The 15,577-nt window shown below is 52.6% G+C and carries 11 protein-coding genes and 1 tRNA gene; 3 read left to right on the top strand and 9 right to left on the bottom strand.

Annotated elements, in window-relative coordinates; all coding sequences use genetic code 11:
• Positions 1–97: 97 nt before the first annotated feature.
• Together GZZ87_RS00350 and GZZ87_RS00345 are read left to right on the top strand one after the other, a co-directional pair.
• The gene (locus tag GZZ87_RS00350; RefSeq protein WP_162027008.1) at positions 98–964 is read left to right on the top strand and encodes a substrate-binding domain-containing protein; all 867 of its coding nucleotides are present in this window, start codon (positions 98–100) and stop codon (positions 962–964) included.
• 66 nt (positions 965–1,030) lie between these two features.
• Positions 1,031–1,106 (top strand) — tRNA-Gly (locus GZZ87_RS00345).
• Positions 1,107–1,620: 514 nt separating this feature from the next.
• Here the strand turns inward: GZZ87_RS00345 and gyrA are convergent.
• Together gyrA and gyrB are read right to left on the bottom strand one after the other, a co-directional pair.
• A complete protein-coding gene (gene gyrA / locus GZZ87_RS00340) occupies positions 1,621–4,227 on the bottom strand; it encodes a DNA gyrase subunit A (RefSeq protein WP_162025990.1) in 2,607 nt (868 codons plus the stop codon).
• Positions 4,228–4,435: 208 nt separating this feature from the next.
• Entirely contained in the window at positions 4,436–6,988 is a 2,553-nt protein-coding gene (gene gyrB, locus GZZ87_RS00335) for a DNA topoisomerase (ATP-hydrolyzing) subunit B (protein WP_162025991.1), read from the bottom strand.
• A gap of 180 nt (positions 6,989–7,168) precedes the next feature.
• Here gyrB and GZZ87_RS00330 point away from each other — a divergent pair, with 180 nt between their 5' ends.
• Positions 7,169–7,582: an Rrf2 family transcriptional regulator gene (locus GZZ87_RS00330; protein ID WP_162025992.1), complete on the top strand. Its 414-nt coding sequence runs from the start codon at positions 7,169–7,171 to the stop codon at positions 7,580–7,582.
• 174 nt (positions 7,583–7,756) lie between these two features.
• Here GZZ87_RS00330 and GZZ87_RS00325 read toward each other — a convergent pair whose 3' ends face one another.
• From GZZ87_RS00325 to GZZ87_RS00295, 7 genes are all read right to left on the bottom strand, one after another.
• Positions 7,757–8,395, bottom strand: a complete 639-nt coding sequence (locus GZZ87_RS00325; RefSeq protein WP_162025993.1) for a hypothetical protein — start codon at positions 8,393–8,395, stop codon at positions 7,757–7,759.
• A gap of 56 nt (positions 8,396–8,451) precedes the next feature.
• Positions 8,452–10,269: an SLC13 family permease gene (locus GZZ87_RS00320; protein ID WP_162025994.1), complete on the bottom strand. Its 1,818-nt coding sequence runs from the start codon at positions 10,267–10,269 to the stop codon at positions 8,452–8,454.
• A 30-nt stretch (positions 10,270–10,299) separates the two neighbouring features.
• Complete coding sequence (locus GZZ87_RS00315) at positions 10,300–11,106, bottom strand: cytochrome c oxidase assembly protein (RefSeq protein WP_162025995.1); 807 nt, start codon at positions 11,104–11,106, stop codon at positions 10,300–10,302.
• 94 nt (positions 11,107–11,200) lie between these two features.
• On the bottom strand, positions 11,201–11,542 hold the full coding sequence (locus GZZ87_RS00310; protein ID WP_162025996.1) for a cytochrome C oxidase subunit IV family protein: 342 nt from the start codon (positions 11,540–11,542) through the stop codon (positions 11,201–11,203).
• Between the two features lie 8 nt (positions 11,543–11,550).
• Complete coding sequence (locus GZZ87_RS00305) at positions 11,551–12,156, bottom strand: heme-copper oxidase subunit III (protein ID WP_162025997.1); 606 nt, start codon at positions 12,154–12,156, stop codon at positions 11,551–11,553.
• 59 nt (positions 12,157–12,215) lie between these two features.
• Positions 12,216–14,201: a cbb3-type cytochrome c oxidase subunit I gene (locus GZZ87_RS00300; RefSeq protein ID WP_162025998.1), complete on the bottom strand. Its 1,986-nt coding sequence runs from the start codon at positions 14,199–14,201 to the stop codon at positions 12,216–12,218.
• 9 nt (positions 14,202–14,210) lie between these two features.
• Positions 14,211–15,533, bottom strand: coding sequence for a c-type cytochrome (locus GZZ87_RS00295; protein WP_162025999.1), 1,323 nt, complete (start codon positions 15,531–15,533; stop codon positions 14,211–14,213).
• Between the last annotated feature and the right edge of the window lie 44 nt (positions 15,534–15,577).

Below are 15,577 nucleotides of genomic sequence, written 5' to 3'. Positions count from 1 at the left end.
CAGTGATTTAGCTTAGAGTTTGACTCTGTTTCAGTGTCCGTCAGAAATGTGAATACCTCGTTTTTTATTAGTCCCCTCTGTTTCGTTGACTTTAATTATGCTATCACGTCTTTCCTTCTTTTTTCTAGCCGCTGCTGTGGTGGCACCCGTTGGTGCCGAAGAAATCCGTATCGCGGCCTCCGATCTGTTGGCTGATTTTATTACTGAGCCCTTACAAGTTTACGGAGCAGAGCACACGATCAAGTTTGAGATCGATAGTATCGGAAGTTTGCCTGCGCTAGATCAGTTGCGTTCTGACGAAATTGATGTGGCTATTATCGCGGTGCCGGAAAATGCAGTGGTGCCGCGCGACGAGTTTAAGGTATTCCCTTTTGCCTATGATGTCGCTGTCGTTGCGGTCAATGAGAGTAATCCGATTGATGAAATGAGCATGGCGCGTCTTGGTGGTATTTTCGGTTCCGACGAAGAGTTTAACTACACATCTTGGGGAGATATGGGGCTTTCCGGTTGGGGGAATCGCTCGATTAAGCCACTTGCCGCACAGACCGAAGAGAGTATATCGCTCGAATTGTTTAAGTTTTCGGTTCTTAGCGGAGGGCATATGAAAACGACAGTCGCCGAGGTGAAAGATGCCGAGGTGGAAGAGTTATTGGTTTCCGATGCGGCATCGATCGCAATTATGCCACGTTTGCCAAAGAACAAGAAGGTCAAAGCGCTGATGATCTCTAGCGAGGCTGACGGTCCCGCTTTTGGGCCTACAGATGACAATGTCCACTATGGTGACTATCCGATCCGCTTGGCATTCTATATTATTTATAACGCTCGCGACGAAGCACGGGTCCAAGAATTACACCGTGTCTTAATGAGTGATGAGATCGCTGATGCGTTGCGTGAGAACAACTTATTTGCGTTGCCAGATACGGTGCGCCGTAAGCTGACAATTGATTTAGATCTGACAAAATAATTTTTTTTTGAAAACGCATTGACAGGAGCCGCGAATTTAGAATTCTTTGCGACTTCTTCCAAAGAAGCGAGCGTAGCTCAATTGGTAGAGCACCACCTTGCCAAGGTGGATGTCGAGAGTTCGAACCTCTTCGCTCGCTCCATTTTTTAAGCCCTCAGTCCTAATCGACTGGGGGCTTTTCTGTGTAATGGAGGGTAGGCTTGGGCTTACTCGCCTTTATCGGCGGGAGGGGGAGTTCAGTTCATCCTAAATAAACCTAAAAAGGTGAGTTAAAACTACGACGGAGGTCTGCCGTAGATGGCGTAGCAATCTACGCAGATCCACGCGAATAAATCCCAGAAAGCGCATGCTCACAAATACTTATATAGCTCATGGATGTGAGCTAAGGGTAAGAAGCTCTTCGCCATTTTGGCGACCTGTCAGATTGCTTCGCCATCTCCGGACTTCGGCGAGCTCAGTCGTGCCGCAGACCTACGTCGTGTCAATTCGTGGTTTCTAAAATTGAACTTAAGCCTACTGCCGTATTTAGGTTCATCTCTCCTGTGGAACGCGGGTGCCATGAGCAGTCGTGGTGAATTGTGACCCTGCGAATTCATCACAAAAAAGGCCGTTCCTTGCGGAACGGCCTTTGTTTGGAATGCTTGGAGGCGTGTTACTTATGCTTTCTCATCCTCGTCCGATTCGGAGAAGAGGTCTAGCTCGTCAGTTGCGGGTGCTTCTGGAGTGGCTTCAGCTGCTGGAGCTTCCGTTGCTGCATCTGCTGCAGGTGATTCGCCTTCGATCACTTCGACTGCTTCATCGCCAGCTTCCTCTTCGTCAGAGGCGATGACCTTGGAGATGCCGATGAGGGAGTCTCTGGCTGCCAGGTTGACGAGTTTGACACCGCTTGCGGCACGGCCGGTGATGCGAACATCGCCGATTGGGCTGCGGACGGCTTGACCCTTCTTGGTGAACATCATGATCTCGTCGGCATCGGTGACGCTGAGTGCGCCTGCGACCTTGTCGGACTTGATTGCGATGATACCAGAGCCACCACGTGATTGGACGCGGTAGTCGGAGAAGTCGGTGCGCTTACCGAGGCCGTTGGCACCTGCGATGAGGAGCTTGGCTTCGTCGTCGACGATTTCGATGGCAACGACTTTATCCTTCTCGCCCTTGAGCTTGATGCCGCGGACGCCGCGTGTGGCACGTCCTTGATCGCGGAGATCGGTTTCAGGGAAGCGGATGGATTGCGCGTTGCTAGTAACGAGCATGATGTCGTCGCCGCCTGTGGTAAGGCGTGCGCCGATGAGCTTGTCGCCTTCGTCAATGTTGATGCCGATCAGGCCGCCTTTACGGTGGTTCTTATAGTCGGAGAGCATGGTCTTCTTGGTGACACCCTTTTCGGTGGCGAGGACGATGCGTTGCTCGGACTCTTCGAAGCCGTCGACGCAAATCATTGCTGCAATCTGTTCGCCCTTTTGAAGCTCCAGGATGTTGGCGAGTGCGCGACCCTTAGCAATACGTGAACCTTCTGGCAGGTTGTAGACCTTTTCAACATACACACGGCCATTGTTCATGAAGAACATGATATTGTCGTGGGTAGATGCAGTGAAGAGGTGCTCGACGAAGTCGTCGTCATACTGGCCGGAACCGATGACGCCCTTGCCGCCACGTTTCTGTGAACGGTATTCGTCGAGGGAGGTGCGCTTCATGAAGCCCTTGTGTGTGATGGTGATCATGCAGCCTTCGTTTGGAATGATGTCTTCCATGCTGAGATCGCCATCGACTGCGAGGATTTCGGAGCGGCGTGCGTTGCCGTATTTCTCCTTCATTTCTTGCAGCTCTTCCTTGATCACTTCCAAGAGGCGGTGCTCGTTGTCGAGAATGTCGCGTAGGTAAGCAATGAGCTCCATGAGTGCAGCATACTCTTCTTCGATCTTGCCGCGTTCGAGACCAGTGAGCTGGTAGAGGCGGAGTTCGAGAATCGCATTGGTCTGCAACTCGGAGATGGGATATTTCGCCATCAAGTTTGTCTTCGCTTCGTCGCGGTTCTTCGATGCGCGGATGATCTTAACGAAATCGTCGAGATTATCGAGTGCGATGCGGAAGCCTTCGAGGATGTGCGCGCGCGCTTCTGCCTTACGCAGCTTGAACTGTGTGCGGCGGTAGATGACTTCGCGGCGGTGATCGATGTAGCAAGCGATCATTTCCTTGATGTTCATCTGCTTCGGGCGACGGTTGTCGAGTGCGAGTAAGATGACGCCGAACGAGCTTTCCAGTGCGGTGCTCTTGTAGAGTTGATTGATGATGACGCGAGGGATCGCACCGCGTTTCAGCTCGATGACGATACGTGTGGTCTCGGTGGACTCGTCGCGCAGGTCAGCAATGCCGTCAATGGACTTATCGGTGATGAGCTCCGCGATGCGCATCACGAGTGAGGCGCGGTTCACGTTGTAAGGGATGGCGGAGATGATGATCTCTTCCTTGCCCTTGGTCTCGACGACTTCAGCGATACCACGGGTGCGGACGATGCCACGACCAGTGCGGAGATAGCTTTGGATGCCGGCGGTGCCGTGCACGAAGCCGCCACCAGGGAAGTCGGGGCCGGGGATGATCTCGATGAGTTCATCCAAGCTGATGTTTGGATTGTCGATGATCGCGCAAGCGCCGTCGATAATCTCGCTCAGATTGTGTGGCGGGATATTGGTGGTCATGCCGACTGCAATACCAGTCGAGCCATTCATCAAAAGATTGGGCAACGCGGCAGGGAGGACGGAAGGCTCGGTGGTGCTCTCCTTATAGTTGGGCACGAAGTCGACGGTATCTTCGTCGATGTTCTTGAGCATGTCCTCTGCAATCGCTTCAAGTTTACACTCGGTATAACGATAGGCAGCAGGGGGATCGCCGTCGATCGAACCAAAGTTACCTTGCGGTTTGATCAGCGGGTAGCGCATGACCCAGTTTTGAGCGAGACGCACGAGCGTGTCGTAAACTGAGGAGTCACCGTGTGGGTGGTAGTTCTTTAGAACTTCCCCGACCACACCGGCGCACTTATCGAAGTTGCGGTTGTGGAGGAGGCCTTCACGGAGCATTGCGTAGAGAATACGGCGCTGCACGGGTTTGAAACCGTCACGAACGTCGGGCAATGCACGGCTGACGATAACGGACATCGAATAGTCGATGTATGCGGTCTGCATAATATCGATGATCGATGTGACTTCCGCGCGATCTGCATCGTTTGGAATTTCTGGTGGGAATTCTGGTGGGAGTTCTTCGGACATGAGCTTTTTTTAAAACGGAGTTTTAAAAAGAATTAAAAATTAGGAATTAAGAATTAGGAATGCGGTAAAGCTGCTCTCTGTATTCTTTAGATTTCTATTTTTTTAACTCTCTCTCTTTTAATTGATAATTCAAATTAGCGATTTGTAATGCTAACTTTTAATTCGTAATTCTTAATTCGTAATTTCTGAATGTTTGCTATCTCTATGTTTAAACATCGAGATATGAAACATTCAGCGCGTTATCTTCAATGAAGGCGCGGCGGGAAGGAACGTCTTCACCCATGAGCATGGAGAAGATGCCGTCGGCGACTGCGGCGTCGGCGATGCTGACTTTGAGCAGGTTACGTGTCTTCGGATCCATGGTGGTTTCGAAGAGCTGCTTCGGATTCATTTCCCCGAGACCTTTGTATCGTTGGATGCTTAGGCCGCGGCGACCAATCGCGCGGATGTTTTCGATGAGTTCGATGATGGATCCGAGCTCAATGATGTTCTCCTTCTTTGGATCGCCTTTATTTTCGATCAACTGATAGCGCGCTTCCTCAGTCTTTGTGAATGTGGTGATATCCATACCAGTCTCAGCGAGGTCGCGTAGTAGCTTCGTCATCTCCGTGGATTCGTAGATTTCGTGAAGTGATACACGTTGCTGCACGGTGACGCCTGCGTCGTTGACGACTTCGCGGTTGAGCGTGTCGCTTGCGTCGGCATCGGCTAGGCCGAATTCTTCGTGGAAGGCTGCACGTTCGTCGTCGTTACGTAGATAGCGGAACTCTTCGACGTTACCTGTGCGGATACGAGCGATGTAGCGCGGTAGTTCGTGTGTCTCGTTATGATGCTGATCGAGATAAGTCGCAAATTCGCAACCGTAGCGTGAGACGCCGCGGCCGACGACTTCCATGCGAGAGAGGATCTGGACGATCTTTTCGATGGTTTCGCTGTCGAGATCCTTGTTGTCGCGAAGGCGGACGAAATTCACGTCCTCAGTGCCAAGCTCGAGTAGGATGCGATTGAGCTGTGCATCATTGTCGATGTATTGCTCGCGACGCTTACGCTTGATCTTATACAGCGGCGGTTGCGCGATGTAAACGTATCCTGATTCGATCAGTCCGCGCATTTGGCGGAAGATGAAGGTGAGGAGTAGCGTTAGAATGTGGGCGCCGTCGACGTCCGCATCGGTCATCAAGATGATTTTGTGGTAACGCGCTTTGGATGCATCGAATGCTCCATCGCCTTCGTGGTCACCAATACCGGTGCCCATTGCGGTGATCAGGCTGCGGATTTCGTTGTTGTTCAGCACCTTGTCCAAGCGCGCTTTCTCAACGTTGAGCAGTTTACCACGGATTGGGAGAATCGCTTGTGTCGCACGGTCACGACCTTGCTTAGCGGAACCACCCGCAGAGTCACCTTCCACAATATAGATCTCGGAAATCGCTGGATCTTTAGAAGAACAGTCAGCTAGCTTGCCAGGGAGGCCGCCTCCGGAGAGCGCGCCCTTGCGGACGGTTTCGCGAGCCTTACGTGCGGCTTCACGAGCGCGAGCGGCGTGAAGGCACTTTTCGATGAGACGTTTGGCGGTTTGCGGATTCGTCTCAAAATAGTATTTGAGTTGCTCGCCAGTGATCTTTTGAACGATGCCGTCAACCTCACCATTGGAGAGTTTGGTCTTGGTCTGTCCTTCGAAACGTGGTTCTGGGACTTTAACGGAAATAACCGCAGTCAAACCTTCGCGCGTGTCATCGCCACTGAGGTTAGGGTCTTTCTCCTTGATCATGTTATTCTGCTTTGCGTAAGCATTGACCACGCGGGTCAGTGCGGTGCGGAAACCAGAAAGGTGCGTGCCACCTTCGATATTGTGAATCGAGTTGGCGTAAGCGTAAATTTGATCGTTATAGCTGTCGTTGTATTGCAGCGCGATGTCGACGACGATGTTGGCGTCGAGGTCGGGATTCGGAGTCGGTGCTTCACCGTGGAAGCTGATTGGATCCTCGTGCACGACGTTCTTGTTTTCGTTCAGGAAGCTGACGTATTCAGAGATACCATCCTTGAAGATAAAGTTGGTGCTCTTGTTGCTGCGTTCATCGACGAAAGTGATGTGGATGCCAGGATTCAGGAATGCGAGCTCACGTAGGCGCTTGCCTAGGAGTTCGGATTTGAATTCGCGGGTTGTCTCGAAGATCTCAGGGTCAGGGGAGAATGCGATACGTGTGCCGTTGCGCTTGGTCTCGCCAATGATCTTCATCTTGGAAGTCGTCTTGCCGCGCGAGAACTCCATCTTGTGGACTTTACCATCGCGACGAACTTCGACCTCGAACCAATCGGAGACCGCATTCACGCACTTCGCGCCGACGCCGTGGAGGCCACCAGAGACTTGGTAGGCGCCTTTGCCGAATTTACCACCTGCGTGCAGGTTGGTCATCACCAGCTCAAGGGCGGGGATGTTATACTTCGGGTGGATGTCGACCGGGATGCCGCGACCGTTGTCCTCAACGGAGCAGGAGCCGTCGTTGTGGATGCTGACGGTAATCTGCGAGCAGTAGCCGGCGAGGGCTTCGTCGATCGAGTTGTCAACGATCTCAAACACACAGTGGTGGAGTCCGCGTTCGTTGGTGTCGCCGATATACATATCGGGGCGTTTACGGACACCTTCTAGTCCCTCAAGCTTCTGAATCTTGGAAGAGTCATAGACGTCCTTAGGGGCGTCGTCGGCGACATCTTTTCGAGGCTTTTGAGGCTGTAAATCTTCAGGCTTTTCTTGTTCTGACATAAGCGCGTATTTATGTTCGTGAATCAAGCCTCTGACCACTAAAAAGTGACATTTATATAGTTTTTTTTAGTGTGCGCTATCGCTATGATAAAGAGTGGCTTATGTGCTTTTTGTCGGTGGCTTATTCTGGGGGCTTAGTTTTAAGTTTACTTCTTGAGTCAAGAGCCTAACTTAAGCGCTGTGAAACTCTCTCATAAGCTTGAATATGCCTGCCGCGTTTTGGCCCAACTTGCCCGTTCCCATGGGCAGGAGACTTTGGCTCATATCGATGAATTAGCTGATGCCGAAAAAATCCCGGCGAATTACCTCGTGCAGATTCTGAATGAATTGCGCAATGCGGGGCTGATTATCAGTAAGCGCGGCAAGCAGGGCGGCTATGCGCTCTCACGTGCGCCGGAACGCATTCGTTTAGATGAGATTGTCGCTGCGGTCGATGGCGAGCTATTGGAGCGCAATTTTGACGAAGCAGGGCACTCGGGCGAGCGCGTCGCAGGTATCTGGGGCGAGATCGGCGTCGAATTTCAGAAAAAAATCAGTAGCTACACGCTGGAGGCCTTTGTCGTGGAGGACTCCAATGATATGTATTACATCTAATTCAGCTTAGCTGAATTAGATGTAGTGAGGGCTCAGCTTCGCTGAGAGTGACGCCTGTGGCGGGTGAGAGTGAGGAGTGGTGATACTCTTAATCCTAATCTCCTGCGCGCTTTTGTGCGGATAAAGAGTAAGGTTAAGATTTAATGAGGTTCCCTCGGATGGACACTTGTGCATTTATTCGCCTGTAGCGGCTTCTGTGCTCTTTTTGATTAACTTTCCATTTTCATCTCTGCCTGTAAATCCCATGAGTATGTAATTTCTAGTGAGTTTCAGCTCTGAATTCGCTTTATCTATAAAGTATTGGTTGGGCTTCATTTTGATGTAGCTGACGAGCGCTTTCTCTTGCTCTTTGAAGTTCTTGATTTTGGTGACTTCTTCCAGTCTTGCTGCTTGATTCTCTTCAAATTCGAGTCTCTGCCGGATTTTATGTGCATCCTCTGGAATCTTCAATTCTGCATATAGAGTGTGTTTTTTCTGGAGAGAAGAGCTCACTTCTAGGCAAATACGATATCGTTTGAGTGAGTAGCCTGATTTCCTGGGGCTAAATTCCAAAGTTTCGTTTGGTTTTATTTCGAACTTGCCTGTGCCTGTTCCGCACCAAAATAGGGGCGCGCCTTCTGACCAATTGTTGTCATCTCGGTATTCTATTTTATGGAATGGGAGGCTTTTGTGCCCGAAATAGTAGATCGGTTGTTTCGTTTGGTTTCGAATCTGAAGGAGTTGAGGTGTTGTCCACTTCAAGGTGATTTCTTCCGCATGACCGCTGAAAACGGATGTTATCCAGATGAGTAGTAGCAGGAGAAGTTTTTTCATCGAATTACGTTCTACTATGTGATTCCGACCGATACGAGGGTGTCCCGGCGCCCTATTTAAAAGCTCCAGAATCGTGGCACGACGGCGACGGTCACTATAAAGCAAATGATATTTAGTGGCAGGCCGACTTTGGTGAAGTCGAAGAAGCGATAACCGCCGACGCCATAGACGTAGGTGTTGGTTTGGTAGCCGATCGGTGTCGCGAAACTCGCGGAGGCCGCGATACATGCCCCTACGACGAACGGGCGTGGGTCGATCCCGAGTGTCGCTGCGATACCGAGCGCAATGGGCACCATCAGTGCGACAGCGGCATTGTTTGAGAGAAATTCAGTGAAGGTCGAGGTGATGATGTAGACGAATGCGAGCATTAGCACGTTTTGTAAGTGCTCGGGTGCGAAGCTTTGCACGAGCCCGATCATATTTTCGGCGATCATCAGGCTGGCTCCTGTGGAGTCCATGGCCTGTCCGAGTGCGAGCATGCCGAAGATGATCATCAAGATACTCCATTCGACCGAGGCATACGCGTCTTTCGGTTTTACGCAGCCGGTGAGCATCAGAATAGCGACGCCGAGTGTGACGGCTGCGACAATGGGCACGAGGTTGAGTGTGGCGAGGGTGACGATGGTCGTGGTGACCGCGATCGCGATGGGCATCTTTGCGCGGACGCTGCGGGCGGGGAGGCGCGGTCGGTCGAGTAAAATGATCTCTTCGCTGGTCGAGAGGGAGTTGATCGCCTTGGTGGAGCCCATCATGAGTAGAGTGTCGCCCGGTTGTAGGCGCAGGCTATCAAGGCGGTCGCGTTGATTGTGCCCTTTGCGGTGCACGGCGACGACGACCATGCGGAAACGTTGGCGGAAGTTGATTTCGCCGAGCGTCTTGCCCAGGATCGTGGCGTGCGGGCCGACGACGCCTTCGACGATGGCACCTTCGTCCATCGCAATGGTTTCCAGGCCTGCAGAGATCTCGCCATGTAGGGCGATGCCTTTGATCGAGTTGGCTTCGGCTACACCAGACGGACGGCAGGCGAGCACGAGTCGGTCGCCGATTTCAAGTTTAGTGCGCTTGGGGTCACCCTTGACGGCGACACCGTGGCGCACGATTTCGAGTAGGCGAATGCCGCGGCCTTTGAGCATGCCGCTTTCGAGCGCGGTTTGGCCTTTGAGTTCGGAGCCGAGGCGGACGAAGGCTTCGGTCATAAACTCTTTGCGCTCTTCATCGCTGAGGATGGAGGTGAGGGTTTCGCGGTGCGGCAGCAGCTTGTTGCCGAAGAGCACGAGGTAGAGGGAGCCGAATGCGAGGATGGGCAGGCCAACTGCTGCGAGCTCGAACATACCAATCGGCTCGTGGCCAGAGTCCACGAGGATGCCACTGGCGAGTAGGTTGGTGCTGGTGCCTAGTAGGGTGCAAGTGCCGCCAAAGATCGAGGCGTAGGAGAGTGGGATCAGTAGTTTGGAGGAGGCGATTCCCATTTCTCGTGAAAGCGTGAGCACGACGGGCATCAATACGATCACGACGGGTGTGTTATTGATAAACGCGGAAACACCGGCCACACCAATCACCATGATAAAGATGAAGCTCCGGTAGGGGAGTTTGACCATGCGACGCAGGTAGCTAGTGATCAGGTCAATTGCGCCAGTGCGCTCGAGGGCGCCGCTGACAATAAACATTGCGGCAATGGTCAGTGGTGCTGAGTTGCCGAACACGCCGAGCATTGATTCTAGGTTCGGTAGCTCTTCGCTCTTGCTGATCATGCTGACGAAAATCAGCACACCGAAGACAGTGATTGCAGTGAGGTCCGCCGAGATACGCTCCCAAATGAAGCTTACGATCGCGAAGATTAGCAGTGCAAAAACGAAATAAATTTCCCAAGTCATTGAGTAAAAAGAAAAAAAGGAAGATCGAACTTAGGAGTGCGCGACTGGGCTAGTCGCTGGAAGGTCGTCCTGTTCTTCACTTCGAGCCCAAAGGTAAAAGGATATTGCTAAAATTGTAAGGGAAAAACCCATGTTTACGACTTTCATTATGATGCCGCCAAGGATCTGGTCGTTGAGTGGGTCGAGGTCAATGATTCGAGGTGCCCACGCATAGGTTGGGTAAATGGCTTCACCTGCGAAAGTGAGGAAGGCAAAGACGGGGAGTTGGCCGACCATGAGCAGGAATATTGCCAGCATGCGAACGCCGTAGCTGCGGCGTGGCACGCGTGTCGAGTTGGTCAAGTAGGGCCAGAGCATCAGTATTCCGAGCGAAAACATCGTCCAGTGCTCTAGCACGTGGATACGTTTATCGTGAAGTGCCGCTTCGTAGAGCACAGGAATGTGCCACGCTGTGTAGACGAAGGTGAACAGCAGGCCACCACAGGCAGGGTGGGTGAGCACATGCATGAGTTTGCGCAGCGGTTCAGGCTTGAGCAGCCAGTCGATGAACCATGCGGGCGTGCCGAAGATGAAGAGCACGGGGCACACGTAGATCAGCAGCATGTGCTGCGTCATATGGGCACAGAAAAGGAATTGCTCGCCGATTTGATCCAGGGGCGAGCCCACGGCGAGATACACGATGATCAGGCCTAGGTAGAATAAGATGACTTTGCCACGCGGAAATAGGGTGCCGGGGGCAATTCGCTCACGCAAGGGGCCGACGCCGAGCGCGTAGAGCCAGCCGACCATCAAGAGTGTGATCAGTAGCAGGGGCTCGGTATGCCAGTGTAGTTGCATTGTGATTAATGAATAATGGCGAATTGCTGATAGTCGCAAAAAGAAAGGACGACAGTTTCCTGTCGTCCTTAGAAATCTCAACTCTGATTTTATGCTAGAACGCAGAGATTGCTTCAAAGTCGACGAAGCTGCGATCCATGATGAACATCAAGGCGACGACGGTGCCGGAGGCGATCGCTAGGCCAGTGCCGAAGGCGAGTGTCAGTAACATCTTATCGTAAATCAGGTGCATGAACCATGCGATGACGCTGAAAAATTTGAACAGCGACAGGGCAATCAGCGAGCTGAAGACGACGGCTTCGTGGATGGGCAAGTAAACGAGCACCAACTCGATCCCAGTGATCGCGGCTAGCACGAGTGCGAGATTGATAAAGGTGTGATGCTTTTGTGCTTCGCCGCTGTGGTCGGCGTGTGTTGTAGAATGTGTATCAGACATGGTGCGTATTATTGAATGAATTCAATCAGATAGATCACGGTGAAGATGATAATCCAGACGATATCAACAAAGTGCCAGTAAAGCCCCGCGACTTCAACATCGACGGCACTTTCGTGCGGATCCATTTTTCCTGTGTGTGAGTAGAAATACATGCAGATCAGCCAGAAGACACCAATTGCAACGTGCACTCCGTGCGTGCCAGTCAGCATGTAGAAGGTCGAGCCGAAGGTGCCACTCTTGAGTGTTAGTCCCGCGTGGGTGAATTCGGTGAACTCATAGACTTGGCAGGCTAGGAAGATCAGGCCGAAGAAAATCACGCCGAGTGTGTTGCGGCGGAAGCTCTTCATGTTGCCCTTATGCATCGCGGATACTGCGAATGCCATGAGCGCCGAACTCATCAACAGGATGAAAGTCGAGAAGGAGGTGAGCTCGAGGCTGAAGAGGGAGGTCGGATCAAACGACTCTGGATATAACTTACGATATATCAGGTGCGTGGAGATCATGGTGCCGAAAAACATGCAGTCGGAACCAAGAAACAACCACATGAAGAGTTTCTTGTTGTCGACCATCAGTTTGTGATGGCTGTCGTTGTGGGCGGGTTTGGCGTCACTCATTGTGTAAGAAATGCTGAAATGCTGAAATATTGAGATGCTGAAATACTAAAATCAGTGGCTTAGATCTCGTCTTCTTTCGGGTGGAGGTGATAGCCGCCAGGGCCTTCGATCGCCCATAGGATGGCGCCGAGCGTGATGATTACGAGTCCGCTAATCGTGACGTAGCCCATGTATGGCACCCCGGCTTGCATTAAGCAGAGTCCGAGGCCGAGCGGAATGAAGCCGAATGAGGCGACCATTGGCATCCATGACTGGCTTGGCATATGGATGCCGTGCTTCGCTTCGTCGAGGAATGTGATCTTGCGGTTCTCCGCGCCGTGCTTGTGCTCCCAAAGTGCATCGCGTGCAGGGATGATGGGCGTATTGGCAAAGTTGTAGCAGCGAGGGGGCGAGGTGGTTGCCCACTCCAGCGTGCGTGCATTCCAGGGGTCATTGCCGGCTGGCTTGCCCTTTGTCATGAGTAATATGATGTCGATTACGAAGAGCAGAATGGAGAAGCCCAAGATGAATGCGCCGATGGTGCAGATCATGTTGTAGCCATCCCATCCGAATCCGGAAAGATACGTGTGTGTGCGGCGCGGCATGCCGATCAATCCGAGGAAGTGCATCGGGAAGAAGGTTACATTCAAGCCGATCGTTGCAAAAATAGCGACCCATGTGCTGAGCTTACCTGCCCACATTTTGCCGAGCATCTTCGGTAGCCAGAAATATAGACCGCTGATCGATGCCAACAAAATGCCGCCAATCGCCACATAGTGGAAGTGGGCGATCACGAAGTAACTGTCTTGCTGCTGCGCATCCGCAGGAGCCGCAGAGTGCATGATGCCAGAGAAACCGCCCATCATGAACATCCAGATGAAACCGACACTGAAAATCATCGGCGCATCGAAACGGACGCGACCACCCCAGAGCGTGCCGATCCAGTTGAAAATCTTAACTCCCGTTGGCACCGCAATGGCCATCGTCAACAGCGAGAAAGCGGCCGTTGCGACCTTGCCCAAGCCAGTCGTGAACATGTGGTGCGACCAAACTGCGAATCCAAGGAAGCCGATCACTGCGCCGGAGAATACCACGATGGAATAGCCGAACAGTGGCTTCTTTGAGAAGGTTGGTAGGACTTCAGAGACGATACCCATGGCAGGGAGCACGAGGATATACACTTCGGGGTGACCGAAAATCCAGAACAAGTGCTGCCAGAGGATCGGCTGCCCACCTTCGGAGATCTGGAAGAAGCTGGTGTCAAAGACGCGGTCGAACATGAGCTGCCCCAGCGCGATGGTGATCGCAGGGAATGCGAACACGATCAGTAGGGAGACGATCAAGGTCATCCAAGTGAAGACTGGTAGGCGCATCATCTTCATGCCCGGTGCGCGCATGTTGATAATCGTGGCGATGAAATTCATCGACGCGCTCAACGAGGCGATCCCGAGGATTTGCAGACCCATGATCCAGAAGTCGGTGCCGACGCCAGTGAATTGGCGCTCGGTCAATGGCGCATAGCCGAACCAACCCATGCCAGGGACGAAGTCCGTCATGCCGGCTGTGGGGCCAGAGGCGGTGAACCAGCCGAGTTCGCCAAATGCTTGCATCAACCAACTGAAGTTGAGGACGAGCGCACCTGCGACGAAGGTCCACAGGCTGAAGCTATTGATGCGTGGGAATGCCACGTCACGCGCACCGATCTGAAGGGGCACGAGGAAATTGAAGAACGCGGCATTCAATGGCATGACCGCGAGGAAAATCATCGTGGTGCCGTGCATGGTGAACAGTTGATTGTAGCGTTCTGCAGAGACGAGGTCATTTTCTGGCACGATGAGCTGTGCGCGAATGATCAGCGCTTCAACACCGCCGACAAGCAGAAAGAAGAGTGCGATCGCACCATACATGATGCCGATCTTCTTGTGGTCCACCGTGGTGAGCCAGTCGATGATGACGCTCTTGCTATGGTCGGGGCGCTTGAGTCCGAGATTACTTTTCTCGGGCTTGAGCGCGTGATCGTCGTGCGTGGTCGCGGGTGCGGTAGGTTCTGTAAGTGTGCTGCTCATGGTAGAGATCTACTTGAGGGTTTGCAGGTAAAGTGAGATTTTACGGACTTCGTCGTCTGTCAGTAGTTTGAGTTTCTCAGGATCTTCTGGATCTGTGAGTTCACCGATGCCGCCGCCATTGGCTTTCCACATCAGGTTGCCGGGTTTTACGACGTCGGGCTCTTTGATCCATTTGTAGAAGTTCTCGTATTGTTGCTCTAGGTCAACTGAACCGTCTTCGGCGCGGTGGTTGAGCCAGCCAGCTGCGATGGAGTGGCGTGCGGCGACCTTTGTGAGGCTCGGGCCAGCCATGCCGATTGCGCGCGGGTTGCCATTGACAGTGTGGCAAGTCGCACATTTTCCGCGTCCCATGAAGAGCTGGAGGCCTTCGTTTTCATCGCCAGTCAATAGTTCTGGGTTTTCGGAGTTGGTCTCATACCACTTGTCCCAATCCATGCCACCTGGTGCTTTGTGGCCGGTCTTGATTTCAGAGACCCATGTAGCAAATTCGCTGTCGGTTACGACTGTTGCGCGAAACAACATGCGCGCGTGGGAATCACCGCAATACTCAGCACATTGGCCGTAGTAGTAATCGTTGATCTCTTCTTGTAGGTAAAGTGCGTAGGCTGCGCGGAGTTCTTCGTCCGTGCCTTCCGCTCCAGTCTTTGCCTGCCAGTCTTCGATTGAGTCGCCGGCTTGAATCCACATGCCATTGGCGCGACCTGGGATCAAATCAACCTTACCTGCGATACGTGGCAACCAGAAGGAGTGGATCACATCCTTGGAGCGGAGCTCTAGGCGGATCGCTTTGCCAGCTGGGATGATCATCTCATTGGCAGAGGTGATACCGAGTTGCGGGTAGTCAAATGCCCACCACCACTGGTAGCCATCGACGCGGATGGTCAAAACATTGTCCTCTTCGGCAGCGGCGAGGTCGTCGCCTTCATACCATGCGCCGAGCTTGCTTTCTTCCGTGATGGGGAAGTCATGGGTATACCAAATCGCTTTCAGTGTTGGCACTGCCACAATGACGAGTAGCAGGATCGATGCGCCAATCAGGCCGATCTCGACCAGTGGATTGCCGTGGCCTTGTGCGGGTAGTGGGCGGTCATCGTCCTTGCGTTCGCGGAATTTGATCGTCGCGTAGAGGAAGACGGCTCCAACAATCACGAAGATGAAGCCAGTCACCCATACGGTCACCATGAAAAGGTCGTATTGAGTCTCTGCGATCGGTCCCTTGGTGTCGAAGGTCGACATGCGGGTGTTGAAATCACAACCACCCAGTAGGGTGACTGCGATCAACGAGGATGCGAGTGCGATGAAACGGCGGAGTCCGCTGGATGCGTTCTTCACTAGTAGTAGTTGGTAGGTAGTTAGATAGAAAGGCGGTATGATTC

Origin of the sequence: Lentimonas sp. CC4 (genome assembly GCF_902728235.1) — a bacterium.
In the GTDB taxonomy this organism is placed as follows: domain Bacteria; phylum Verrucomicrobiota; class Verrucomicrobiia; order Opitutales; family Coraliomargaritaceae; genus Lentimonas.
Note: the sequence above shows the minus strand (reverse complement) of the source record. Positions and strands in the feature narration are given on the sequence as shown.